Below are 22,792 nucleotides of genomic sequence, written 5' to 3' on the forward strand. Positions count from 1 at the left end.
TATTAACTTGTAAAATGGTGTTTTAGTATAATGCTCGTAAAGTTATTTCAATGCTTTCAAAAGCCCTTCCGGAGCTTTGTCAATATACATTTGATTTTGCAAACCATTTATTGATTTTATGTCATTAAAATATTTGAAATCTTTTTCAGGACTCAGTTTTAACATTTTTGCTGTTCCGGTAATTTTACCAATTGCAGTGCTTAGTAAAGGCTCTGTTGTGTTACCCAAAATATCTAAATTACCCAGGTTTTCTTTCAACTCATAAGTAGGTACTAATCCGCTGAAATAATCTCCAAAACCAGCTGCATTTACAATTTTTAGAACAATTGGTTGCATCGCGTAGCGATGGTTCGGGTTTCTGTTGTCTTTACCAAAAGTAGGTGAATCATATAAAGTAACGGAACCAACATTTTTTCCAGTAGTTACATCGCCAATTTGAACAACATCCATATATGGTTTCAATCCATTAATCACCAATTCACTTGCTGAAGCCGTACTTTTGGTGGTTAAAATGTAAATTTTAGTCAAATTCAAGCTGTTGATTGGCGTAGCGCCAATTTTATCTGTAAAGTTATTTTTTAACGCATCCGGATTATTTGTTTCAAAATAACTGTTGATTTTGTTATTCCATTGTTGCTTTGCAAATATTTGCCCGGTATATTGTCCCGTAATCATACTTGCTAAACGTGTAGCCGTAAGAACAGAACCTCCTGAATTATAACGTAAATCAAGTACTAAATCAGTTATGCCTTGCGTTTTTAGCGTGCCAAAAGCTTCATTCAATTTGTTGTCATAATCGGCATAAAAACCGTTGTAGATTAAATACCCTATTTTGTGAGTGCCCGATGTGATCACGGTATTTAATAGAATTGGATTTTCTGATAGTATTGTTTTCGTTAAAGCAACCGTTTTTCCGTTTGGGGTAATGGCTCCATTATTATAATCCGCTAGATTTAGCGTATAACTTTCTGCTGCGAGCAAAGTTTGATAGTTACTAGCGGTTAATTGAGTTCCATTTACTCCGTAAAAAATGGCTCCACGCTTGATGTCCTTTGTTGATGCATCCGAACCGGGGATAACATAGCGTACCCAGCCAAATATTTCAGTAGTGCTTCCTGATTTATATCGTAAACCGTAGTCGACTCCGTCATTTTTTGTTGTTCCTTGAAGTGCGCCCTCAAGTTCTAAGTAATCACTTACAATCCAACTGAATCTATCAACGGATTTATCTACGCGTAGTGCATCAAATAAACTTTCAGGAGTAGAATAACCTGACAAAAAAGTATTTAATTCTGCCTGAGAAGCAAAACGGTCGTCTGATAAATTAGGCACGTCAGCTTGCCATAAATAGTATTGGTTTAGGCCTTTCCAAATAAAATCTTTGATTGCAAGATCCATTGGCGCAGCAACATCGTCCATATCCTGGCAACCTTGGAAACTAAAAAGTGCTACAATTAATATAAGCGTAAATTGAAATGTTTTTTTCATGTTAGTAGGTTCAATAACTATTATGAACGTAAAAATAGTAACTTTAGTTTTTATTTTCTATTATTTGTAACAAAAAGAAACATGTATCGTCTTGATTGTATAACCGATTTAATAACTACTCTTTATGAACCAAAATGAGTTTGTGCAGCTAACCACTCCATTCAAAGACAAAGTCTTTCGGCTGGCAAAGCGATTGTTGACAAGCACGGAGGAAGCCGAAGATGCTACCCAGGAAGTTTTGGTAAAGCTTTGGAGTAAAAATGGAAGTTTGCATGGGTTTAATAGTGTAGAAGCTTTTGCGATGACTCTGACAAAAAATTATTGTTTGGATCAGTTAAAATCAAAAAGAGCAGGAAATCTGAAAATTGTTCATACTAATTTTACCGATAGAGAACCAAGTGTAGATAAAAAAGTAGAAGATAGTGATAGTTTAAATTGGGTCGAGAGGATAATTAATCAGTTACCCGAACAACAGCGACTGCTAATTCAGATGCGGGATATTGAACAATATGAATTTGCTGAAATCGCAAAAATAACAGAAATGAATGAAACGGCTATTCGTGTAGCGCTTTCGAGAGCAAGAAAAACGATAAGAGAAAGCATGACAAAAACGCATAATTATGGAATTAGATAAAATAGAATTACTAATAGAAAAATACTTTCAAGGGGAAACCAGTATTGCTGAAGAAAATGAATTACGTACTTATTTTTCTTCACTAAATGTTGCGCAGCATTTAGAACAGTACAAGCCTTTGTTTGGTTATTTGTCTCTTGCGGCAGACCAAAAGTTTGCGCCAGAAATCGCACTGCATTCTAAGCAGAACTTTCCGAACGAATTTAAAAAACGAAATGTAGCATGGTTGTCTATTGCTGCTTCAGTTGTCGTTTTGATGGGAATAGGAACGTATGTGTATTACAATTACGAGGATGAAAAGGGGAAACAAGATTTAGGAACGTATGATGATCCTGAAGTTGCCTTTAGACAAACTCAAAAAGCATTAGCATTATTGTCAAATCATGTAAATGTTGGCATAGAAAGTGTTAAGTACATTGAAGAATACCAAGAATCAAAAGAATTAATTTTTAAACAATAAAATAATCAATCAAAAAATGAAAAAGTTTATATTAACATTAGTAGTAGTATTAGTTTCAAGTCCATTTTTCGCTCAAGCGGCCTTCGATAAATTCGATGGTCAGGATGATGTTACGTCAATTATAGTCAACAAAAAAATGTTTGACTTAATGAGCAAAGTAAAAGTAGATGCTTCTGATAAGGAAACACAACAATACTTGAACCTGATAAAAAAGTTAGACAATTTGAAAGTTTTTACCACTAAAAGTACCAGAGTAGAAAATGAAATGAAAGCTTCGGCTGAAAAGTACATTAAATCAGGAGGTCTGGAAGAGTTGATGCGTGTGAATGACAGCGGAAAAAACATCAAAATTCTGGTAAAATCAGGAGCGAAAGATTCTCAAATAAGAGAGTTGCTTATGTTTATTGAGGGTGCTAAAAACGATGACACGGTTTTAATGTCGTTAACGGGTGATTTCGATTTGAGTGAGATTTCTATTCTTACTGATAAAATGAGAATTCCTGGTGGAGACGATTTGAAGAAAGCAACAAAAGGTAAAAAGTAAAATGAAAGCCGTTTATAGTATTGCACTTCTCTTTAGTCTGTTTTTGATTAGTTGCAACTCAGAACCAACTTTGCAGAAATACTTTGTAGAAAATACAGAAAACAAGAATTTTATTGCTTTAGATGTTTCTCCAAGTATATTGAATGTGGATAAAGCTAAATTGTCATTGCAACAAAATGAAGCTTTACAATCCTTTGAGAAGATGAATGTATTGGCTTTTAAACTCAATGGAACGAATAAAGCGCAATTTGAACTGGAACGAGCAAAAGTTAATTTGATTCTAAAGGATAAAAAGTACCAACAGCTGATGAAGTTTGGTTCGGGCAAAGAAGGAGCTTCTGTGAGTTATGTAGGTTCGGATGAACACATCGAAGAGTTTGTGCTTTTCGCCAATAAAAAAGAAACTGGTTTTGCAGTAGTCAGAATTCTGGGAAAAGATATGAATCCCAATAATATCATGACGATGCTTTCAGTTTTGAAAGAATCTAAAGTCGATTTAGAGCAGTTAAAACCTTTGCAGGAAATGTTCAAAAAATAAAATTAAATACTCTTAATTATAAGCGCCTTGGTAGTTTACCAAGGCGTTTTTTTTATGAATTTTTGGTAGATATTAAATCTCATTTAGGCATAATATAAGAGCCACTTAAAAGTTTTATCACATGGCTAGTGAGTGGGTTAGATATTATGAAATTGTCAATTCAATTCAGGTGGCTGTGGTACTCTACTAATTTTGAAAAAAGGTAAAAAAAAGTCGTTCGAATGAGGAAAACCTCAATTTTTTTCCATCACTGATAGGTATTTTTGCAAAATAATATAACAAATAAAGCAAATATCACTAGAAGTTGGTATTGTGAAAACAATACAATCCTTGTTACTTTGTATAAAATAAATTTCTATTATTAGAATATTTGTAACTTTAATCTCGAAAAAAAATGACTGAAATTAAATTTAGAACAGGAGATATGGAGCTAATTAGAAGAGCACATAAAAACAGGATGTTTTTATATTTAGGGACTTTTTTTATTACAGCTGCAGGTTTATCAATTGGGGTTTTAATTTTATTGCTATTTTTAGGAAGGCTAGATGGGACTTATTGAGATGCATCACCTGATAATAAAATTATAGCGTGTTGTTCTTCTGACAAAGTAAAGCTCCTTCCAGAATAGTTGGTATTAAAATAAAAATGCTTCAAAAATAATTTCAAGTAAACTTGATTATTTTTGAAGCATTTTTATTTATGATAGGCTTTGACGGGACAATTTTCGAATCATTATTTTCTGATTTGATAAAACGGATTGGAACAGACTATTGAATTAGGAATTTTAGATCGTAAAACATATTCATCTCTTGGCGAATAAGTTATATATGGGAAAGAAGAGTAAATCGAAAAGCTTCGCGATGTGCCTCATCTGTCAAACATTCTTTATAATTGCTTTTGACGTGCTGAACGCGCACTTGAATAGTGCACAACTGCTGGCTTTTACCTGAGGTTTCATTCATCTTCTTCATGGAATCTCATCATGATAGAGAATAAAACAGCAATAAAAACGTTTTTAAGAACAAAACTATATTATGGGCTTATTTGATTTTATGATAGTGGAGATAGCTATGGATTTAGGGACGGCAAATACTTTAATAATTTATGACGGAAAAATAGTAGTGGATAGTCCTTCTATGGTGGCCAGGGACATTAGAAATGGGAAAATTATTGCTGTAGGTAAAGAGGCCAGCTTAATGCAGGGTAAGACACATGAGAATATTAAAACAATACGGCCACTTAAAGACGGAGTTATTGCTGATTTTGATGCCTCAGAGAAAATGATCAGCTGGTTTATAAAAAATATACCTGAAATAAAGAAAAGTTTCTTTACTCCCGCGCTGCGAATGGTTGTCTGTATCCCTAGTGGTATCACCGAGGTAGAAATGAGAGCAGTAAAAGAGTCTTGCGAACGGGTAAACGGGAAAGAAGTGTATTTAATTCATGAGCCAATGGCAGCTGCTATTGGAATTGGTTTAGATGTTATGGAGCCCAAGGGCAATCTCATCGTTGATATTGGAGGAGGGACTACTGAAATTGCAGTTATTGCTCTCGGAGGAATAGTTTGTGACAAATCCATAAAAATTGCTGGCGATGTTTTTACTAATGATATATTGTTTTATATGCGAACGCAGCATAATTTGTATGTTGGAGACGCTTCTGCTGAGAGAATAAAAATTGATGTTGGTGCCGCAATGGAAGAACTTGAGGATGCTCCTGATGACATAATGGTTCGTGGACGGGATTTGCTTACCGGGAAACCTAAGGAAGTTAAGATTGCCTTTAGAGAAATTGCAAGAGCTTTGGATAAATCAATACAGAGAATTGAAGACGCGATTATGGTAACACTTGCATTGACACCACCGGAACTGGCTGCGGACATTTATAATACGGGTTTGTATCTAGCAGGAGGAGGTGCATTACTTCGCGGTCTTGATAAAAGGATTTCGTTGAAGACGGATTTACCAGTCTTTATTGCTGAAGATCCTTTAAGAGCGGTGGTTAGAGGTACTGGTACTGTCTTAAAAAATATACCTAAATATAAAAGAGTACTGATAAAATAAGTTTGCTATTGCAGAAGTACAAGTGAGCTTTTACACCTGATCCAGCAAAAGTTTGTTGAATACACTTAAAAAGAAAAAAAATCCCATTTCGTTATAGAAATGGGATTTTTTTTTTGTGACCACGGTGGGATTTGAACCCACACGCCCTTGCGAGCACCAGCCCCTCAAGCTGGCAAGTCTACCGTTTCTCCACGTGGCCTAAAAAAAGAAAAGGTCAAGTAATAAATTACTCAACCTTTTTGTGACCCGACTGGGGCTCGAACCCAGGACCCCATCATTAAAAGTGATGTGCTCTACCAACTGAGCTATCGAGTCAATGCTTCAAGGAAATTATGTGTTGATCACAGATTTGTGACCCGACTGGGGCTCGAACCCAGGACCCCATCATTAAAAGTGATGTGCTCTACCAACTGAGCTATCGAGTCATATTCTTTCCTTGAATGCGGGTGCAAATATAAGGACTTTATTTGGAGTTTTGCAAGCAATTTTATTATAAATTTGTCTTTTTTTAACAATAAATCTTAACGCCTTAATTTATAAGGTTTTATTCCATGAGAAAAATTATATTATTAGGCTATATGGGTTGTGGGAAGTCGACTATTGCCAAAACACTATCAAGAATCATCAGAATACCGTTTGTAGATTTGGATGAATATATCGAAGAAAAAACAAATTTGTCCATAAATAGCATTTTTGAAAAGCATGGCGAAATTTATTTTCGCAAAGTAGAGCACGAAGCTTTTCTTGAATTATTAAATTCTTCGGAGGAAATGATTATTGGTCTTGGAGGAGGAACGCCTTGTTATGCCAATAATCATGAGTTATTAAAAGGAGAAAATGTGGTGTCTGTATATTTGAGAGCATCAATAGAAACTTTATTCAACAGATTGTCTGCCAATAAAAGCAAAAGACCCCTTATCGCCAACAAAAATGATGAGGAAATGAAGGAGTTTATTGCAATGCATCTTTTCGAAAGAAGTTTTTATTACAATCAGGCGCAGTATAAAGTGAATGTAGATAATAAAACCATTGATCAGGTTGTTCTTGACATTGTTAGTATTTTAGCTTAAATACGCGTAGCTAGTACCATCTTCATCAAAAACGACTTGGACATGCTCTAATAAGGATGTAGAAAGGGATATTCCTTTAAAATCCGCTTTTACCGGATACTTCTTGTGGTTTCTGTCTACCAGAACTGCGGTTTTGAATTTTTTCAAAGGAACGTCTATAAAATGTCTCACTGCGTAGATTAATGTGGTGCCGGAGTTTAACACATCATCAACAAGAACCAAACCTTTATTTGAATAGTTTTCTTTTGACAAAGAGGTGTGAATGGGTAATTCCGGATTTTGTTTGTTGATTTGAACTTCGCAAAGCGAGACTTTAAGCGAAGAAATGGTTTCTAGTGCCTGGGCAATCTTTTTTGCAAAAGTAAAACCGTTAGTCGCAATTCCCGCAATGACAATTTCTTCTTCGTCTACAAATGTTTCGTAGATTTGGTAAGCAATTCTTTTTATTTTATGCTCAATTTCTTGATTCGTTAAGATGATATTTTTGTTCATTGTTTTAGTTTAAAGTTTTAAAAATGTATTTGCTAATCCGCATCTTCTTCATTCACGATTTCATTCCCAAATTCGTCAATATCTCTTCGATCTTTTTTGGTAGGTCTCCCAGTGCCATTTTTACGGTAATGCTCTTTAGAGAGTTTTAAAAGTTCTAAATGCTGATAAACTTCGGCAGGAGTATCATTTCTTCGATAGATGTCAACGAGTTTAGCCCCGACACGATTTTCTGGAATATCAAGAACGGTAATTATTTGTGTAATTTGGTCTTTTCTGAAGGTGATTTTATCTGTAGGAAAAACTTCCTTTGAAGGCTTGGCAACCAGCCCATTTACCGTGATGTGGTTCTTTTTACAAGCTTCGGTAACCATATTCCGAGTCTTATAATATCGGACACACCATAAATATTTATCTATTCTCATAAATTTTCTAAAATCGGAGTTAAATAGTTTACAAAAATCAATCAATATTGTATCTTGCGCACTTAAAAAATTAGCTATAATGAACAAATTTAAGTATTATTTTATTTTATCAATTACAACAATCTCTTTATTTTCGTGTTCAAAGAATGATACTCCTACAATTGAGCCTCTTAGAGATTATGCAGTACAAAATGCTACTGATAATACCGACATTGAAGAATATTTAAAAACAAATTATATAACAGTTGTTAATCATCCAGGATTTATAGATGATCAGGATATTTCGATTGTAAAAATTCCCGCTGGAGGAACTCAAAAATCAATTTGGGATCAAACTACATACGAGTTAAAGATTAGAAATGTTAGTCTACACGATATTACTTATAAGTTATATTATTTGGTATTAAGAACTGGAACCGGAATTGCACCGTGTAATGCAGATGGTGTGTTAACGTCATATAAAGGGGAGTATCTGGAACGCATAACGGCATCAGGCGTTACTACATTAACAGCAACTCCGTTTGAAGAAGTTAAATATCCACAACAATTTTTTAGTTTATTTACTACATTGGATATTCCACTTAGAGCCTGGAGCGAAATTTTCCCACAATTCAAAACAGGTACTTATGCATCAAATAGCGACGGAACTGTATCTTATAATGATTTTGGAGCTGGTGTCATGTTTATTCCGTCAGGTTTGGCATACTTTGCTTCTGGTCAGGGCTCAATTCCATCTTACGCTCCGCTTGTATTTGGATTTAAATTATATGAAATTCAACGAACAGATCAAGATGGTGATGGAATTCCTTCGTATCAAGAGGATGTGAATGGTGATGGCTTTATGAGAATTCTAGCAACTGGTGTTGTGAATCCTGATGATACAGATGGCGATGGTATTCCTAATTTCTTGGATGTTGATGATGATGGCGATGGCTATGGTACAAAAATAGAAATTAAAAACCCTGCGACTGGATTGTCTTATCCATTTGCTAGTATACCAAGTTGTGATGGAAATACAACTGATGCTGCAAGAATTAAAAAGCATTTAGATAAAAATTGTCATTAATAAAAATGAGGTTTAAATTAGTAATCCAGTTCAATTGAACTGGATTTTTTTTGTATTATGAAATTGAATTATAAGGACATTAAATTATTATATCAGAAAAACTGTAGACTCGTCTTTGAGAGAACAGAAGCTTCAAACTACAAAAAAAACTACAAAAAAAAATCCCATTCGTCGCAACGAATGGGATTCATATTTATAAAGAGAAAGATTATTTTCTTTTGATAACTCTTTCTACTGCTTCAACAATCGCTTGATTGTTCAATTTGTATTTCTCCATCAATTGTTCTGGTGTACCAGATTCTCCAAAACTGTCATTTACAGCCACGAACTCTTGTGGAGCAGGCGTGTTTAATGCTAATACTCTAGAGACGCTTTCGCCAAGACCACCAAGAATGTTATGCTCTTCAGCAGTAACAATACATTTTGTTTTAGCCAATGATTTCAAAATTGCTTCTTCGTCAAGAGGTTTGATCGTATGGATGTTGATTACTTCAGCCGAAATACCTTTTGCTTCCAAGGCTTCTGCAGCGATTAAAGCTTCCCAAACCAAATGTCCTGTAGCAACAATAGTTACATCAGTACCTTCGCTTAAAAGTATCGCTTTTCCAATTACGAAAGGCTCGTCAGCTGGCATAAAATTAGGAACAACCGGACGACCAAAACGCAAGTAAGCAGGACCATGATGATCCGCTAAAGCTAATGTAGCCGCTTTAGTTTGATTGTAATCACAAGTGTTGATTACAGTCATTCCCGGTAACATTTTCATTAATCCTATGTCTTCAAGGATTTGGTGTGTTGCACCATCTTCACCAAGAGTTAATCCGGCATGTGAAGCACAAATTTTCACGTTTTTCTCAGAGTAAGCAACGGATTGACGGATTTGATCGTAAACTCTTCCTGTAGAAAAGTTAGCGAAAGTTCCAGTGAAAGGAATTTTTCCTCCAATAGTTAAACCTGCTGCGATTCCAATCATGTTTGCTTCAGCAATTCCAATTTGGAAAAAACGCTCTGGATGATTTTTCTTGAAATCGTCAAATTTCAATGAACCAATTAAATCAGCACAGAGTGCCACAACATTTTCATTGGTTTGACCTAATTCAGTCATTCCCGCTCCAAAACCCGAACGAGTATCTTTACTTCCTGTATTTGTATATTTTTTCATTTTTCAATTTAAAGATTGAAATGATTTAAGAATTTAAAAATTATGTGTTTCACCACTACTAATTTATAATTCAAAATTCATAATTATTTTTAGTAGTCTGAATTGCCTCCAGTATTATAATTTTGTCCTAAAGCATTGTCAAGTTGCGCATCATTTGGTGCTTTACCGTGCCAAGCGTGAGTGTTCATCATAAAATCTACTCCGTTACCCATTTCAGTATGTAACAATACACAAACCGGTTTTCCTTTTCCGGTTCTTGATTTGGCATCTGTCATACCTGCAATAATAGCTTCCAGGTCGTTTCCTTTTTCAATTTCCAAAACATCCCAATCAAATGCTTCAAATTTCGCACGAATGCTTCCCATTGCTAAAACTTCATCAGTAGTACCGTCAATTTGTTTTCCGTTTAAATCGATTGTCGCAATAAGATTGTCTACTTTTTTTGCAGAAGCATACATGATTGCTTCCCAGTTTTGACCTTCTTGTAATTCACCATCACCATGAAGCGTGTAAATAATATGGTTGTCACCATTTAATTTTTTTGCTTGAGCAGCTCCAATTCCTACTGATAATCCTTGTCCAAGCGAACCAGACGCAATTCTTACTCCAGGTAAACTGTCATGAGTAGTTGGGTGTCCTTGTAATCTTGAATTAATCAAACGGAAAGTCGATAGTTCCGAAACCGGAAAATAACCGCTTCTCGCTAAAACGCTATAGAAAACTGGAGAAATATGCCCGTTTGAAAGGAAGAAAAGATCTTCTCCAATACCGTCCATATCAAATCCTTCTTTGCGTTCCATTACATTTTGGTACAAGGTTACAAGAAATTCAGTACAACCTAGAGAACCTCCTGGGTGACCTGAATTGACAGCGTGAACCATTCGAAGAATGTCTCTTCTGACTTGGATAGTTAAATCGTTTAATTGTTGTGTGTTAGGCTTCATTTTGTGTGTAAAAGTTAAACTGCTGCAAATGTAATTTTTATTTAGGGTTACCGCAAACGTTTTTTCAATATTTAATGCACAATAAGTTACCGCTTTGGATTGGTTGAATTCCGAATTTAAATGGTAAGTATCTAAAAAAAAAGCCTGCTTGCGCAGGCTTTTTAGCAAATACAGAAGCTGTAATAAATACGTCTCTCCAGTTAAATTTTGTTTTAAGTATTTGTAATTGAATCCGCTTTAAAAGCTTGTCTGTTAATAGCAGACATAGCTATTCCAGTTAATGCAGCATCCGTTTTTTTCTCTTCATTAAGATTCATAGCCAGCAATTCTGCCGCTTTATTTTCACCTATAGTTTTAGCAAAAGCATGTAAAGTTCCATAGGTTGCAATTTCATAATGTTTTACCTTTTGATCCGCTGCAATAATCCCTGCATCACGTACCATACCAATATCAGTCTCTTTAATCAGATTATTAGTCTCTTTCAATATACCTTGCATGGCATCACATTTTTTTGCTGTTGGCGCAATACCAGTTGCTTCAAATATTTTTTCCAAACGTGATACGTGTTCGTGCGTCTCAGTTAATTGGTTTTTTAGGGAGTTAACTAATTCTGGGGATGATGCATTTTTCACCATTTTTGGCAATGTTTTAGTCAATACTTTTTCTGCCCAATAAATGTCTTTTAATCCAACTTCAAATAAATCTCTCAATCCATGTGATGCATTTGATTTTGCTTGTACAGCTCCTTTAAAAGGTTCGTTTTTACTAATTTCGGGTCTCATGATTGTTTTTTTTAAAGATTAATTTTGTAAGTAATACTAAATTCGATACTTTATCTTACAAACTCATCACTTACTTTTCTAATACTATAAAATTAAACAAACTATGTTTTAATCAACTGTTAATTAACTAATTGTAAATACGAATAGTATGATTTTTTAAAAAATAACTGGGTTGTTAACTTCCAATTTTGTTTCTTAAACTGCTCCAGCCGCCACCATTATACACTTGTGAGTAGCCATTTGATTTTAAAATATTTTTAGCCGAGGCACTTCTCATTCCCGAGGCACAACACGTAATAATAGTCTGATTTTTATCTTTTAGTTTAGCCAAGTTTTTACTTAAGGTATCTACCGGAATATTTATGGAACTGCTGATGTGTCCGCCCGCGTATTCCCCTTTACTTCGTACATCCAGAATAATAGCGCCTTGTTTTACTAAATCGGCATAATCTGTTTTTGGTCCGAAACCAAATAATTGTTTGAGTGTGTTGATCATTTTGTTAACTGTTTTTTGATTGCATATAATTTACATCTAACCAGGAACCGCCATTGTAACATTCGATTCCATGTTCCGTCAGAAAAAGCTGTGCCTGCCCGCTGCGGTTTCCGGATGCGCAACAAAGTACCAGTGGTGCCTTAAGATTTCGTAATTCTTCTACTCGTTTCGGAATTTCATTCAGTGGTATATTAATGGAATCTGCTACATGACCGCCCATAAATTCTTCATGGGAGCGCACATCTACGATGGTGCCTTCTTTTTCTTTGATGATACTTTCTATTTTCATTTTTATGTCTTTTTTTAATTCACTAGTTATAAAATTATGTAATTTAAATTTTATAACGCAAAAGTAGTATAATGAGAAGCAGGTGTCAGTAACTTTTGTTACACTAGACGACTTTTTTTTGCCATCGAAAGCTATATTTTTTGGGAATGTCTGGTGTCAGTCGATTAAAAAATAACCCAAAATACTGCCAATTAACTTTTTATTAATCAACTGTTTCGATATAATCCACTACATTGCTATAAGTTAATTGGTTTTGTAATCCTAAAGACTGTCATTCAGCTTTGCGTATTTTTAGAGATTTTTGCCTGATTTTGTCCATAGGAATTTCTTCTATAATGCGCTTTATGAACCTTTAAAAATAAAAGTATTAATAAAAAAAATAAATATTATGTCAGAAAAAAACAAAAAACAGTTTGGTGTTTGGATGGATTCCGAACATGCATCTATTGTAGGTAGGGAAAATGTGGATACAGGCGATTTCGTAATTTTAGCCCATGAAAAAGTAGATCCTCAAGTGCGTAATTCAAGCGAAAATGCAGCGAATAATGCAGAAAGAGATTCACTTCACAAGTTATTCAAAAACATTGCTGCTCACATGCAAAATGTAGATGAACTGCATGTAACCGGACCTGGAGTTGCACAAGAACAATTTGTTAAATATTTACACGAGACACCACAGTACAAAAATGTTGAAGCAAAAGAAAGTACTGCTAGTAAAATGAGTGATGAAAGTTTGATTGAATATGTGACGGCACAATTCAATTAATTTTTTTAGATATAAACGAAAAGCTGCATTAATAGTATAATGCAGCTTTTTTTATGTTTATTTGACAAAAATGTTCTTCAGTAAATAATTATCTTTTCAGTGTAAGGCGTGCTTTCTTATATGTTTTGGTTTAAAAATAAAAATTGGAAGCACATTATTGTCTTCCTTTGAAATGATCCATTGTCGAATATACGCCCATGACTTTGCCTACAAACCAATCAAAAAACCAAATAGGGAATACACCTTGAAAAAATCGGACAAAACCTACGCTCCATGGCATACTTAAAAAAATGCGTTGGTGCTCAATTGCAGCAATAATTTTTCGGGCAACTTTATCAGGATTTAAAATGGGTACTACTGATTTTATACCGTCAAACATTCCTGTGTTGATATAATAAGGAGTAACGGTCGTCACGCCAATGTTCTTGTTGAGTTGTTTCATTTCCAGTCGTAAACTGTCTGACCATCCAATGACGGACCATTTGCTGGCAGCATAAACGGACATCTTTGGATTTGAAATTAATCCTGCCGATGAGGCGATATTACATATATGACCCGAGTTTTGGTGCATCATATCCATAAGAAATTCAAGGGTAATTTGCATCGGCGCATTGGCATTGATGTCCATTGTTCTATTAATGTCCTCACTTGTATGTTCGTGAAAATATTTCCCTACCACTATACCAGCATTATTGATTACTACATCTACAACCCCACAATCCTTTTTGACGAGCTTTGCGGTTTCTTTAATTTGGCTTGCATTAGAAACATCGATTACATAACTGGTTACTTTTCCCAGTCTTGAAAGCTCATTGGTAGTGGCACTTACTCCTGCAGGATTGATATCCCAAATTATTAATTGTGCGCCCCGTTTCAATACGATTTCACCCATTAATTTACCTATACCGGAAGCGCCACCAGTGATAAGTACTTTTTTATCTTTTAGATTATACATTTATGTTTAGGGTGTTGTATTAGTTTAGAATGCGAACTGTATTATTATTATTATTATTTATTTGATCTCCAGGAATGCCAGGCTCCAGTTGACCATAATACCAGTATAATGAGAAGTGGTTGAAGCGGAAGCCTGAGCCATCTGGCCAAGTCTGAATTGAGTCCGAAAGCATTTCTATGTTCGACCAATTGCGCAATATTTCCTGGAAAGACAAGGATGAAAAAAGTGGCGACAATCCAACCCATTTGTGTGCGATATTTAAATAATAGAATTAGCGATAAACCCAGAGAAATTTCGACAGCTCCAGATAGTAAAACGACTAAATCTGCATTTACAGGCACCCAAGGAGGTACTTGTGCTAAAAACTCAGTGCGACTCCATGTGAGGTGACTAATACCAGCCGTTGTAAGGAATATTCCTAATATAAAACGACTTATGTTTTGAGCTAAACTCGTTTTAACCGGACTTTGGGTGTTGGTAATGTTCATTTAAATTAATTTTTTTTTGAAAATAAATAGGAGAAAAACTATGTGATTATTTGCTAAAGAAAAAACTTTAACAGCATTGGTAAATGGAAATTTAAAAGTAAATGTAGGGGAATTAAAGGATATGAAATCATTTTACTCACTAAAACAGCTTTTTAAATATAAATTAACTTTCGCGATTTTTTAAAATCTTATATTCGTAAAAAAAGAAAATGCGTTTATCTTGTACTGTAATAGTTTTATTATCTGGTTTTTTGTTTGTGGGTTGTGCTAGTAAAAAGTTTACTGATGTTTCTTATTTGAAGACATCGACTGCTGCTACTGTTGTACCTACTCCTAAATTGAATGTTTTTGTACCTCGAAATTCTAAATCAAAACAACTTCCGGTCTTAATTTTTGTACACGGAGGAAACTGGAATAGCGGAAGAAAAGGGACTTATGATTTGTTAGGGAGGAATTTTGCACGCAAAGGCGTTATTACTGTTATTCCTGATTATACTTTGAGCCCTAATGCAAATTATGATGCTATGGCGCAGGAAGTAGCTCAAGCTATACAATGGACAAAAAACAATAGTAGTAAGTACAATGGGAATCCAAATGCGATTTACCTGACAGGGCATTCAGCAGGGGGTCATCTTGTGGCTCTGGCGGCAATGAATCCTAAATACGGAATTGATTCAGCGACGATATCCGGAATAATACTAAACGATGCAGCCGGGCTAGATATGAAAAAATATTTAGAAGAAAATCCCCCTACTGCCACAGATGATTACATAGCAACCTGGACAACAACTCCTGCAAAATGGAAAGATGCCTCTCCAATTTATTTTCTAAATAAAAACACGCCTCCTTTTTTAATTTATGTAGGGGATAAAACATATACTTCTATTAAAGTAGGGAATAGCCGTTTTTTGAACGCACTGCATTCTTTTCAACCGCAAGTAACTCCAATTGCATTAAATAAAAAGCACATTCCTATGGTGCTGCAGTATTTCTGGCCTTGGAGCGACCGTTTTGAAGAGGTGACAAATTTCATGAAATTGGAAAAATAAATAACAATGGTACTACACTAATATTCCTGCTTTTCCTTGCTGAGCCATATATTTCCATTTTTATTTTGATACCTGTCAATGGCTCCTTTTTGATATAACTCATCAAGGATCATTTCGGCTTTTTCCATCGTTATATTATAAATTATAGAAAGCTCCTTAGTAGTCATCGTTGAAAATCGTGAAAACAAATGCAAAGGGTTTGTTTCAACTATATTTTTTTGAATATCGGGAACTAATTGTTTAATGATCTCTTCAAATGCTTCGTAAGATTGATAGCCTTTAATTACGTGCTGATTATCAAAATCACTGGTGTAAAAAATTAGTGTTGGGAACCCTGTAATCCCTAAACGTTGCGCTAATTTTAAATCCTCCTCAAAGAGCGCAGGAGCTTTCCCTTCAAAATCTTTTAATAATCTAGCTGAGTCCAATCCGGTATCAAAAGCCGCATTTTCCAGGTGTTTCCATTTTATAATATTCTTTTTTTCAAGAAATACTTTCTCTTTGATGCTTCTCAAAAATAGAATAGCCTTATCTGCATTTTGCATTTGAGCAGCTTTGAATGCTATTGATGGAGGATAGGAAGAAGTCATTGGGTCTTCATTCCAAATAGTACCATCACCTGGCATTTCATAAAAGGCGCACACTTCATCCCAATGTTTGGCTGCTTCAGACACTGTAGAAATCAATTTTTTCTTTTTGGGTTTATTGTATTCCTGCCACGAAGGGAGCAATCCACCCATGCAATATTTTATATTTATTTGATCTCCGTATTCTAGTTCCAATTTTCTAAGCACGGGTTGTATTACCCAGCAAGTGGAACAAATGGGATCCGTAAAGTACAAGACTTGAATGGGTTTTGATTTCCCCGGTATGCTTCCAACTTCTCTTTTTTTGATTAGAGGAACGGTAATATCATCATCACTTTTATTGCTTGGATTTATAAATTCATTTTTCAAATCGCGCCCTAACTGGATGTGCTGCAATACGTCGTCTTTCCTGATTTCATAAAAGGAAGTAAATGCTTTTTCAATAGTTAAATTTTCAGAAAGAGTAGCAGCAAGTACTTTGGCATCGAGGATAGCATTTGTTGTTCCGGCGCTGGTAAATGGCAATGCCTGATGTGCCGCGTCACCAATTAAAACAACATTTTTTTTATGGAAAGCAGGTAATAAATTAAAGTCGCGTGTTTTCCAGATGTAACTCGTTTCAAAAGTATTGGAATCCAGAATAGCTTTTGCTTCCTGCGAAAAATCAGCGAGTAAATCTTTAGAAAATAGTTTTAATTCCTCAGCAGTATTTCCGTTGTAGTCAGTAATAGCAGTGTCATACTGTATAAACCATACGTATTCATTTTCCTCACAAGTAGGTATAAATCCAAAAGCCAATCCTTTATTCTTATGCTGGAATTTATTAAAATTGCTTAAAAAATTAGTTTCAATAGTGGTGCATTTACAAACACCTACAATTTCTTTTACTTCAACTGGAGTCGTTTCGATACTGTCAAAAATAGCTTCCCGTACGATTGAATTTCCACCATCGGCACCCACAAATACATCACCATATTCAACGTCACCATTTTTAAAAACGGCAGCGGTAACTTTCTCATTTTCATAAATAAAATGCGAAAAATCTCTTCCGAGTTTAATGCGGTTTTTTGGAAACAAATCGTAGAGATACTTTATCAGGTCAACTCTCTTGATGCAATTCCAGTTGCTGAGTTTCAAATGCTTTATTTCATTTCCTTTCGGTCTTTTTAGACTGTAGGAATTAATGGATTTATGTTTTACTTCTGGCTCGGCGGCCAATTTCAGTTCATTTAGGATAGCTATTGCATCACTATGCATTAAAAAAGCATGCCCATTTGTGGGTATCCATGTTCTTTCACAGATTACGACTTCACTATTGTTTTTATTTAAAAAAATACCAAGTGTTAACCCTGCAATTCCACCTCCTATAATAACTACTTTCATAAACCGTCTATTGTATTTTTAATTCTAAAAAAAGCTTCCTTTAGGATCTCTTCTGAAGTAGCAAAACTCATTCGGATATGACCATTCGCACCTTCACCAAACCATTCTTTCAGCCCAGGAACTATTGCAACTTTAGCATTTTTTAATAATAAATTATGAATTTCCTGGCTTGATTTTCCGGTATTTGTAATATCAGTAAAAGCGACATAACATCCGTCAGGAGAATTGCTTTTAAAACCAGGAGTTGTATTTATTTCGGTCACAACCAGATCTCGCATACGGTGTAAATGGGAAAGAAAATTTTTAAGCCAGTAATCGCATTCATTCAAGGCAGTGGTTACTGCAACCTGCGAAATTATATTTGCGCCATGAATCGTTGCATTGTGGAGCGAAGCATCCATTAATTTTTTGAAATGGATAGCGTTAGATGCCATTACAGTACCAATTCGCAAGCCCGCTAAACCATAAGATTTGCTATATCCGGTTACGGTAATGGTCCGGTCTCTGATTTCCTCATTGATAGCGGCCATACTTGTAAATACATTTGGTGTATAAACAATGTCGCTCCAGATTTCATCAGATAAAATGATGAGGTTGTATTTACAGGCTAATTGTCCAATAAGATATAGTTCTTCTTTTGTAAAAACTTTTCCGGTAGGATTTAACGGATTGCATAAACAAATCATTCGGGTTTTTGGAGTGATTAATTTTTCGAATAATTCAAAATCCATATGGGTTATATTCGTTCCAATAGGAAATGGAACTGCAACGGCACCGACCGCTTCAATAGAATAGCGAAAAAGGAAATCTACCGGGTCAAAAATAATGGCTTCATCACCCGTTTTTAGGAATGTTTTACTGATAAGATAGATTCCATAAGCAGCGCTATCGACTGGAATTATAAAAGCCGGATTTGCTGGAATATTTCTTTTTTTTTGGAAAAAAGTAGCCACGCTTTCTTTAAATTCGGGCATTCCTTCAGGATGTCCGTAACTAAAGTACCGCTCCTTGGCAAAACGAGCAATGGATTCCGCAATTTCTGGAGCACAAGGAAAATCGGGGTCGGCAGCTGTCAGTGGAATTACTCCTTCGGGGACTGATGCCCAACGCAGATTATGCGCTCTTTTTTTTAAAATTTCAGAATTTATAGAACTATGATTGAACATAGATAGTTTTTTAGGTTAATAGAGGCTCTTATAAACGGGCGTTATAAGATTAAATTGGGGCTTTTGTTTTAAATGGGTACCTAAATTTCTTAATATGTTTCGATACTATAAGAAGATAGGTGGGCTTCCTACAACGAAGAAATCAGAGTAAATATATGATTTATTGAATATAAAATAAAATGTGAAATAAGAAATTTGATTAATATTTTGTGTAATTGAATCTTGTTAAATGACAAAGAAAGACTTTGGGATAAAACTCCATTGTTATAATTAGCTTAAATGAGCAGTATTTTTTGCCATACTTTATGCGGATAGCAACTTACTACATAGCTCATAATATACAAATTCATTGTAGGCGGAATGAAAAATACAATTGTCTATAGATAAACGTCATTTGTCTACATATAAAGGATGCTTATCTAAAAAATGATTTACTCATACCACATTTGATTTAGATTTGTGACTTCATAATTGAATTTTTATTTTTATTAGAATTATTGCAAGTCAGTTAATGTTATATGAGATAAGGGTTGATCATTAACAATACTCCAATTAAATTGTAGAGCTGGCTTATTTTTAGATTAAATTGTTACTGGGTTATTTCATACTTTGACCTAGAATAAAGCAGTCTTGACTACTAAAGTCAAGGCTGTTTTTATTTTAATTCCTTTCTGCTGGTTTTCTACTAAATAGAACGAGAATTTATAATTACTCCATTTCATAGGTGTTAACAGAAAATCTTTCGCGCTTGAAATGCTTCGTACAAATAACTGCCGAACTTTAAATTAAAAATAGAGGTGTAAAAAAACCACGAAAATAAAGAGTATCGTCGTGGTTCTAGGTTTTGTCTCTGTATTGTTTACATGACATTTTGTTAGCAAAATTGGGAAATTTTGTAACTCTTTGCCGATTTTACCAATTTCTATACAATTGATTTAATTTTTAAAGAAAGAGCCAATTTGCTGCATATGTTGTTCCGTTTGGTACTTATTAAAGTTGTCCCATTTAGGCGGAAAACTTGTTTTTTGTCCATACATTGAATCTATACATGCATTATTGTCTTTGTACTTTTCATGTAAAACTTCTAAAATTTTAAAGAAAAATTCGTCCAGCAATACTATCGTTTCAAATTCGGCTTTAAGCGTTTTATAGTTGCTGTCAACAGGATTAAGTAACTGTAATAAAACTAAAACTTCATTCTTTTCTTCTTCATTTATTTCAGTTAAATAACCGTATTTTAAGGTTTTAAAAACTAAATTATTCCAAGCAGCACTGTCATGTCCCCATTGCACATCTGGCAAGTTTAATGCATGCTCGCAGATTAAAATAATGGAAAAAAGAACATCATTTAAATACTGTGCCGGAAATTCATCAAAGCTTCTGAATTCGAAACCACTTTGGTACATTTTTTCCTGATTGAAATCAAGACCCACTTCCGAAAGCAATTCATATTCCATCTCTGATTGAATCTGATCACGCCACCAAATATTTTCTTCTTTTTCAAACTTTAGCAGTTTTCTAAAATCGTCTACATTGTACGTTAGGATTTTTCCTTTCGGCATCGATTTATTATAAGTGCCTACCCCAATATAACGAGACATGGCATTACGCATAGAACCCAGGGTAAATTTTTTGTCTAAATCATACTTAGTGCTTATCACTCCCATAATATCTGGACTTCCTAACGTTGCGATGAAAAAAGGTTCGAACCATTGCAGCAAATAAATCGCATTAGAATGTGTTTTATCAAAATCTTTGTAATCTACAATTCGGCTGTTTTCTGTTAATGTGGGTAAAGTGATATGAAAATGGTACGTGCCATTGTTAAACAAAACAAGGTTTTCCTGATTGGTCATAAACATATTAAGACCGTTGTTGTAATCTGGAAAATTTAATTTTTCTTTTATAACGTTTGATTCATTTATGGTATCGAGGAATAACTTTTTGGTCGCTTTTAACTCTTTACAAGAATCGACAATGGTTCGGTTTTCAAAGTATTTTGTAACAAATTCGATAGAATCACCGTCAAAATGTACGGAACCCATTGTTTTATTCCGTTGGGTAATCATACTTTGAATATTATAAGGTTGGTCCTCAAGGAAAAGTTCCATGATAGATTTTCCTAGGTAGTCAGGGTTGTCAAGTGGCGGTAAAATCACTGCAGTAGTATCCGTATTCTCAATTAGCGGCTTTGCAGCTGATAAAGTTTTGTGTTGATAGTTTACATCCAGTTTTTCTAAGGAATGACTATTCATCATTCTGCTCACTTTATAATTTTCATTCAATGAAAATGCCTTTTTCAATACAGGAGTTAAGCTTTCCGGTTTGTAGCATTTTCTATAATCAATACTATATTTTTCAAAACCAATTTTTTCTTGTATAAATTCACCAGATACTATTAAGGATTCTTCAAATTGCATGTAGGTTTCGTTTTCTAATCCAATTCCCCAATAATATTTTTTTGTCTGATTTTCTTTCATTTATACGAGTTCTTTTTTTTAATGGTTGATGGACTTAATAGTTATTGTCTTTTTTATTTGAAAACAGGATTTAATTCGTTATAAATTGCTTACAAACAATATTTTAGTGGGCTAGGTGTGATTATTTTGTACCCCTTAAAAATGTTTTTTACCTTTTAAACGACAGGAATTAAATTTCAGTCTCAGAAATCGTGCGGTTGTATCGACTGAACGATTGATAAAAAGTAAAATTTTATAATGTAGTTATAAAATTAGTTTTGTTTTCAATTACTTTTATATCAATAAATTAAGTAGATGAATAGCCTGATTACAGCTTTAGCTATTCTTGCATTTTTCAAGTGGCAAAACTACTTAATTATTATGTGATTTGCAAGTGGCCAATCGGAGGATAATTAAAGAAAAAGTGTGAAGGCTAATTTAGGATTATTTTAAAAAGAGTAAAAATAATTTTAGGATAGATTTCGGGATTGTGTGCAAGGTATTAACTGTACATTATTTAGTCATGGTAATAAAACACATGGGAGGAATAGAGTTCATCATTCCACCAATCTTTCTTAACTTCCGCGAAATAATTGTAATTCAATTTTCCTGCTTGCGATTGCAGCGGATATAAAACAACATCATTTTCTCTGTAGGCTTTATTTAAATCTGTTTCCGGCACCACTGGAACGATATGTCCGGACAGTCCTTTTTCTTTCCTTTTGGCACAAATTATTCCAATTCCTCCTTCGTCATTAACCTTATTTTGAATCTCATGTGCGTTATACATCCTTTTCCAGCCAAAACTGGCTCCCCATTTTAAAAACCAATCGTGTATGGCGCTGGAGTAAATATGATCTACGGTTTCCCCAAAGATAACTTCGACCTCCTGGCCATCTAACACTTTTTGTAGGGCGTCATCTGTCCACCAAACAGTGGGAACATAAACTTTAGAGAAATAGCAATAATCGAAAGTGTACACATTACAGTACGTGTCCTCTATCGTTCTTTGGTATCGAATACTCGCGGCAACATCTAATTTGTCGATGATTCGGGCAATACTTTGCCGTTTATTATCGGAATTAGTTAAATCTCTATATGGAATACTGGAATCACTAATGGGTTTGCACTTCATTAGCATAGAATCCAACTGCGATGATGGATCAGGTAAAAAATTTGCAATCTTTATTCTGGAATCCGGTATTGAATCATCAACTATTGACTCAATGGGAGCCGAAACGGTATCTTTCTTCATCTTAACTGATTTGATTTATTAGTGTAACGCTGTCGAAACTCGAATATTTTTATCGAGAAGTGTTAAACTAATTATTTTTAAAAAAAGAATTGTTGCGAATAGAAAAACCCAAAAGGATTATTTTTTCAGCAACTCTTTTTCAAAAAAAATAAATGTAATAAAAAAAACTAAAACAGGAAATAGATTTTGTTTTTAAATTGAAAATATTGGTTAGAGTCGATCGTTTTCCTGCTG

General features: G+C 34.5%; 24 protein-coding genes and 3 tRNA genes. 10 read left to right on the forward strand and 17 right to left on the reverse strand.

The window, feature by feature from the left end; genetic code table 11:
* Positions 1-42 precede the first annotated feature (42 nt).
* Positions 43-1,488 (reverse strand): S41 family peptidase, encoded by a 1,446-nt coding sequence (locus BUC23_RS15355; RefSeq protein ID WP_073210984.1) that lies wholly within the window; start codon positions 1,486-1,488, stop codon positions 43-45.
* Between the two features lie 124 nt (positions 1,489-1,612).
* Between BUC23_RS15355 and BUC23_RS15360 the strand changes: the two genes are divergently transcribed.
* From BUC23_RS15360 to BUC23_RS15380, 6 genes are all read left to right on the forward strand, one after another.
* Positions 1,613-2,122, forward strand: a complete 510-nt coding sequence (locus BUC23_RS15360; RefSeq protein WP_073210985.1) for an RNA polymerase sigma factor — start codon at positions 1,613-1,615, stop codon at positions 2,120-2,122.
* Positions 2,109-2,582, forward strand: coding sequence for a hypothetical protein (locus BUC23_RS15365; RefSeq protein ID WP_073210986.1), 474 nt, complete (start codon positions 2,109-2,111; stop codon positions 2,580-2,582). The genes BUC23_RS15360 and BUC23_RS15365 overlap by 14 nt, the downstream gene beginning before the upstream one ends.
* Positions 2,583-2,598: 16 nt before the next feature.
* Positions 2,599-3,126, forward strand: coding sequence for a DUF4252 domain-containing protein (locus BUC23_RS15370; protein WP_073210989.1), 528 nt, complete (start codon positions 2,599-2,601; stop codon positions 3,124-3,126).
* 1 nt (position 3,127) lies between these two features.
* Positions 3,128-3,664 (forward strand): DUF4252 domain-containing protein, encoded by a 537-nt coding sequence (locus BUC23_RS15375; RefSeq protein WP_073210991.1) that lies wholly within the window; start codon positions 3,128-3,130, stop codon positions 3,662-3,664.
* A gap of 394 nt (positions 3,665-4,058) precedes the next feature.
* Entirely contained in the window at positions 4,059-4,223 is a 165-nt protein-coding gene (locus tag BUC23_RS17555; protein WP_167365590.1) for a hypothetical protein, read from the forward strand.
* Positions 4,224-4,698: 475 nt separating this feature from the next.
* Positions 4,699-5,727: a rod shape-determining protein gene (locus tag BUC23_RS15380; protein ID WP_073210992.1), complete on the forward strand. Its 1,029-nt coding sequence runs from the start codon at positions 4,699-4,701 to the stop codon at positions 5,725-5,727.
* 116 nt (positions 5,728-5,843) lie between these two features.
* Here BUC23_RS15380 and BUC23_RS15385 read toward each other — a convergent pair.
* The 3 genes from BUC23_RS15385 to BUC23_RS15395 all read right to left on the reverse strand — a co-directional run bounded on the left by BUC23_RS15385 (position 5,844) and on the right by BUC23_RS15395 (position 6,152).
* Positions 5,844-5,926, reverse strand: a tRNA-Leu gene (locus tag BUC23_RS15385).
* A 43-nt stretch (positions 5,927-5,969) separates the two neighbouring features.
* A tRNA-Lys gene (locus tag BUC23_RS15390) sits at positions 5,970-6,042 on the reverse strand.
* A 37-nt stretch (positions 6,043-6,079) separates the two neighbouring features.
* Positions 6,080-6,152, reverse strand: a tRNA-Lys gene (locus tag BUC23_RS15395).
* A 126-nt stretch (positions 6,153-6,278) separates the two neighbouring features.
* Here BUC23_RS15395 and BUC23_RS15400 point away from each other — a divergent pair.
* Positions 6,279-6,797 carry a shikimate kinase gene (locus BUC23_RS15400; RefSeq protein ID WP_073210994.1) on the forward strand — a complete coding sequence of 173 codons (519 nt, stop codon included), beginning with the start codon at positions 6,279-6,281 and terminating at the stop codon, positions 6,795-6,797.
* Here the strand turns inward: BUC23_RS15400 and BUC23_RS15405 are convergent.
* Together BUC23_RS15405 and BUC23_RS15410 are read right to left on the reverse strand one after the other, a co-directional pair.
* Entirely contained in the window at positions 6,789-7,289 is a 501-nt protein-coding gene (locus BUC23_RS15405; protein WP_073210996.1) for a phosphoribosyltransferase family protein, read from the reverse strand. The genes BUC23_RS15400 and BUC23_RS15405 overlap by 9 nt on opposite strands.
* Before the next feature lie 32 nt (positions 7,290-7,321).
* Positions 7,322-7,711: an RNA-binding S4 domain-containing protein gene (locus tag BUC23_RS15410; protein WP_073210999.1), complete on the reverse strand. Its 390-nt coding sequence runs from the start codon at positions 7,709-7,711 to the stop codon at positions 7,322-7,324.
* 79 nt (positions 7,712-7,790) lie between these two features.
* On the opposite strand from BUC23_RS15410, the gene BUC23_RS15415 reads away from it, so the two are divergent.
* Entirely contained in the window at positions 7,791-8,777 is a 987-nt protein-coding gene (locus tag BUC23_RS15415; RefSeq protein WP_073211000.1) for a BamM family beta-barrel-assembly machinery protein, read from the forward strand.
* A gap of 208 nt (positions 8,778-8,985) precedes the next feature.
* Here the strand turns inward: BUC23_RS15415 and BUC23_RS15420 are convergent, their stop codons facing one another.
* The 5 genes from BUC23_RS15420 to BUC23_RS15440 form a co-directional block, all read right to left on the reverse strand.
* Positions 8,986-9,939 carry a transketolase family protein gene (locus BUC23_RS15420; protein ID WP_073211002.1) on the reverse strand — a complete coding sequence of 318 codons (954 nt, stop codon included), beginning with the start codon at positions 9,937-9,939 and terminating at the stop codon, positions 8,986-8,988.
* Between the two features lie 89 nt (positions 9,940-10,028).
* On the reverse strand, positions 10,029-10,883 hold the full coding sequence (locus tag BUC23_RS15425) for a transketolase (protein ID WP_073211073.1): 855 nt from the start codon (positions 10,881-10,883) through the stop codon (positions 10,029-10,031).
* A 212-nt stretch (positions 10,884-11,095) separates the two neighbouring features.
* A complete protein-coding gene (locus tag BUC23_RS15430) occupies positions 11,096-11,665 on the reverse strand; it encodes a YciE/YciF ferroxidase family protein (protein ID WP_073211004.1) in 570 nt (189 codons plus the stop codon).
* A gap of 175 nt (positions 11,666-11,840) precedes the next feature.
* Positions 11,841-12,161: a rhodanese-like domain-containing protein gene (locus BUC23_RS15435; RefSeq protein ID WP_073211006.1), complete on the reverse strand. Its 321-nt coding sequence runs from the start codon at positions 12,159-12,161 to the stop codon at positions 11,841-11,843.
* Between the two features lie 4 nt (positions 12,162-12,165).
* Entirely contained in the window at positions 12,166-12,450 is a 285-nt protein-coding gene (locus BUC23_RS15440; protein ID WP_073211013.1) for a rhodanese-like domain-containing protein, read from the reverse strand.
* Positions 12,451-12,838: 388 nt separating this feature from the next.
* On the opposite strand from BUC23_RS15440, the gene BUC23_RS15445 reads away from it, so the two are divergent.
* Positions 12,839-13,216: a hypothetical protein gene (locus BUC23_RS15445; protein ID WP_073211076.1), complete on the forward strand. Its 378-nt coding sequence runs from the start codon at positions 12,839-12,841 to the stop codon at positions 13,214-13,216.
* A 154-nt stretch (positions 13,217-13,370) separates the two neighbouring features.
* Here BUC23_RS15445 and BUC23_RS15450 read toward each other — a convergent pair whose 3' ends face one another.
* Both BUC23_RS15450 and BUC23_RS15455 read right to left on the reverse strand, forming a co-directional pair.
* The gene (locus tag BUC23_RS15450; RefSeq protein WP_073211016.1) at positions 13,371-14,171 is read right to left on the reverse strand and encodes an SDR family oxidoreductase; all 801 of its coding nucleotides are present in this window, start codon (positions 14,169-14,171) and stop codon (positions 13,371-13,373) included.
* Positions 14,172-14,224: 53 nt separating this feature from the next.
* Positions 14,225-14,659 carry a DoxX family protein gene (locus BUC23_RS15455; RefSeq protein ID WP_073211018.1) on the reverse strand — a complete coding sequence of 145 codons (435 nt, stop codon included), beginning with the start codon at positions 14,657-14,659 and terminating at the stop codon, positions 14,225-14,227.
* 209 nt (positions 14,660-14,868) lie between these two features.
* On the opposite strand from BUC23_RS15455, the gene BUC23_RS15460 reads away from it, so the two are divergent.
* The gene (locus BUC23_RS15460; RefSeq protein WP_073211020.1) at positions 14,869-15,708 is read left to right on the forward strand and encodes an alpha/beta hydrolase; all 840 of its coding nucleotides are present in this window, start codon (positions 14,869-14,871) and stop codon (positions 15,706-15,708) included.
* A 17-nt stretch (positions 15,709-15,725) separates the two neighbouring features.
* Here the strand turns inward: BUC23_RS15460 and BUC23_RS17235 are convergent, their stop codons facing one another.
* The 4 genes from BUC23_RS17235 to BUC23_RS15485 form a co-directional block, all read right to left on the reverse strand.
* Positions 15,726-17,678 (reverse strand): DsbA family protein, encoded by a 1,953-nt coding sequence (locus tag BUC23_RS17235; protein ID WP_084538374.1) that lies wholly within the window; start codon positions 17,676-17,678, stop codon positions 15,726-15,728.
* The gene (locus BUC23_RS15475) at positions 17,675-18,844 is read right to left on the reverse strand and encodes a pyridoxal phosphate-dependent aminotransferase (RefSeq protein WP_073211022.1); all 1,170 of its coding nucleotides are present in this window, start codon (positions 18,842-18,844) and stop codon (positions 17,675-17,677) included. Before BUC23_RS15475 ends, BUC23_RS17235 begins: the two co-directional genes overlap by 4 nt.
* A 935-nt stretch (positions 18,845-19,779) precedes the next feature.
* Positions 19,780-21,324, reverse strand: a complete 1,545-nt coding sequence (locus BUC23_RS15480; protein WP_073211024.1) for a hypothetical protein — start codon at positions 21,322-21,324, stop codon at positions 19,780-19,782.
* A 496-nt stretch (positions 21,325-21,820) separates the two neighbouring features.
* Positions 21,821-22,558 (reverse strand): hypothetical protein, encoded by a 738-nt coding sequence (locus BUC23_RS15485; RefSeq protein WP_073211026.1) that lies wholly within the window; start codon positions 22,556-22,558, stop codon positions 21,821-21,823.
* Positions 22,559-22,792: the final 234 nt, after the last annotated feature.

This window comes from Flavobacterium xinjiangense, assembly GCF_900142885.1.
GTDB lineage: Bacteria > Bacteroidota > Bacteroidia > Flavobacteriales > Flavobacteriaceae > Flavobacterium > Flavobacterium xinjiangense.

What these genes read in the sequence shown, in the direction of transcription:
- BUC23_RS17555 (WP_167365590.1), top strand. Translation starts at nt 4,059, where the DNA reads ATGACTGAAATTAAATTTAGAACAGGAGATATGGAGCTAATTAGAAGA.
- BUC23_RS15455 (WP_073211018.1), bottom strand. Translation starts at nt 14,659, where the DNA reads ATGAACATTACCAACACCCAAAGTCCGGTTAAAACGAGTTTAGCTCAA.
- BUC23_RS15425 (WP_073211073.1), bottom strand. Translation starts at nt 10,883, where the DNA reads ATGAAGCCTAACACACAACAATTAAACGATTTAACTATCCAAGTCAGA.
- BUC23_RS15370 (WP_073210989.1), top strand. Translation starts at nt 2,599, where the DNA reads ATGAAAAAGTTTATATTAACATTAGTAGTAGTATTAGTTTCAAGTCCA.
- BUC23_RS15485 (WP_073211026.1), bottom strand. Translation starts at nt 22,558, where the DNA reads ATGAAGAAAGATACCGTTTCGGCTCCCATTGAGTCAATAGTTGATGAT.
- BUC23_RS15475 (WP_073211022.1), bottom strand. Translation starts at nt 18,844, where the DNA reads ATGTTCAATCATAGTTCTATAAATTCTGAAATTTTAAAAAAAAGAGCG.
- BUC23_RS15420 (WP_073211002.1), bottom strand. Translation starts at nt 9,939, where the DNA reads ATGAAAAAATATACAAATACAGGAAGTAAAGATACTCGTTCGGGTTTT.
- BUC23_RS15355 (WP_073210984.1), bottom strand. Translation starts at nt 1,488, where the DNA reads ATGAAAAAAACATTTCAATTTACGCTTATATTAATTGTAGCACTTTTT.
- BUC23_RS15430 (WP_073211004.1), bottom strand. Translation starts at nt 11,665, where the DNA reads ATGAGACCCGAAATTAGTAAAAACGAACCTTTTAAAGGAGCTGTACAA.
- BUC23_RS15480 (WP_073211024.1), bottom strand. Translation starts at nt 21,324, where the DNA reads ATGAAAGAAAATCAGACAAAAAAATATTATTGGGGAATTGGATTAGAA.
- BUC23_RS15450 (WP_073211016.1), bottom strand. Translation starts at nt 14,171, where the DNA reads ATGTATAATCTAAAAGATAAAAAAGTACTTATCACTGGTGGCGCTTCC.
- BUC23_RS15400 (WP_073210994.1), top strand. Translation starts at nt 6,279, where the DNA reads ATGAGAAAAATTATATTATTAGGCTATATGGGTTGTGGGAAGTCGACT.
- BUC23_RS15380 (WP_073210992.1), top strand. Translation starts at nt 4,699, where the DNA reads ATGGGCTTATTTGATTTTATGATAGTGGAGATAGCTATGGATTTAGGG.
- BUC23_RS15410 (WP_073210999.1), bottom strand. Translation starts at nt 7,711, where the DNA reads ATGAGAATAGATAAATATTTATGGTGTGTCCGATATTATAAGACTCGG.
- BUC23_RS15375 (WP_073210991.1), top strand. Translation starts at nt 3,128, where the DNA reads ATGAAAGCCGTTTATAGTATTGCACTTCTCTTTAGTCTGTTTTTGATT.
- BUC23_RS15405 (WP_073210996.1), bottom strand. Translation starts at nt 7,289, where the DNA reads ATGAACAAAAATATCATCTTAACGAATCAAGAAATTGAGCATAAAATA.
- BUC23_RS15440 (WP_073211013.1), bottom strand. Translation starts at nt 12,450, where the DNA reads ATGAAAATAGAAAGTATCATCAAAGAAAAAGAAGGCACCATCGTAGAT.
- BUC23_RS15360 (WP_073210985.1), top strand. Translation starts at nt 1,613, where the DNA reads ATGAACCAAAATGAGTTTGTGCAGCTAACCACTCCATTCAAAGACAAA.
- BUC23_RS15460 (WP_073211020.1), top strand. Translation starts at nt 14,869, where the DNA reads ATGCGTTTATCTTGTACTGTAATAGTTTTATTATCTGGTTTTTTGTTT.
- BUC23_RS15415 (WP_073211000.1), top strand. Translation starts at nt 7,791, where the DNA reads ATGAACAAATTTAAGTATTATTTTATTTTATCAATTACAACAATCTCT.
- BUC23_RS15435 (WP_073211006.1), bottom strand. Translation starts at nt 12,161, where the DNA reads ATGATCAACACACTCAAACAATTATTTGGTTTCGGACCAAAAACAGAT.
- BUC23_RS17235 (WP_084538374.1), bottom strand. Translation starts at nt 17,678, where the DNA reads ATGAAAGTAGTTATTATAGGAGGTGGAATTGCAGGGTTAACACTTGGT.
- BUC23_RS15365 (WP_073210986.1), top strand. Translation starts at nt 2,109, where the DNA reads ATGGAATTAGATAAAATAGAATTACTAATAGAAAAATACTTTCAAGGG.
- BUC23_RS15445 (WP_073211076.1), top strand. Translation starts at nt 12,839, where the DNA reads ATGTCAGAAAAAAACAAAAAACAGTTTGGTGTTTGGATGGATTCCGAA.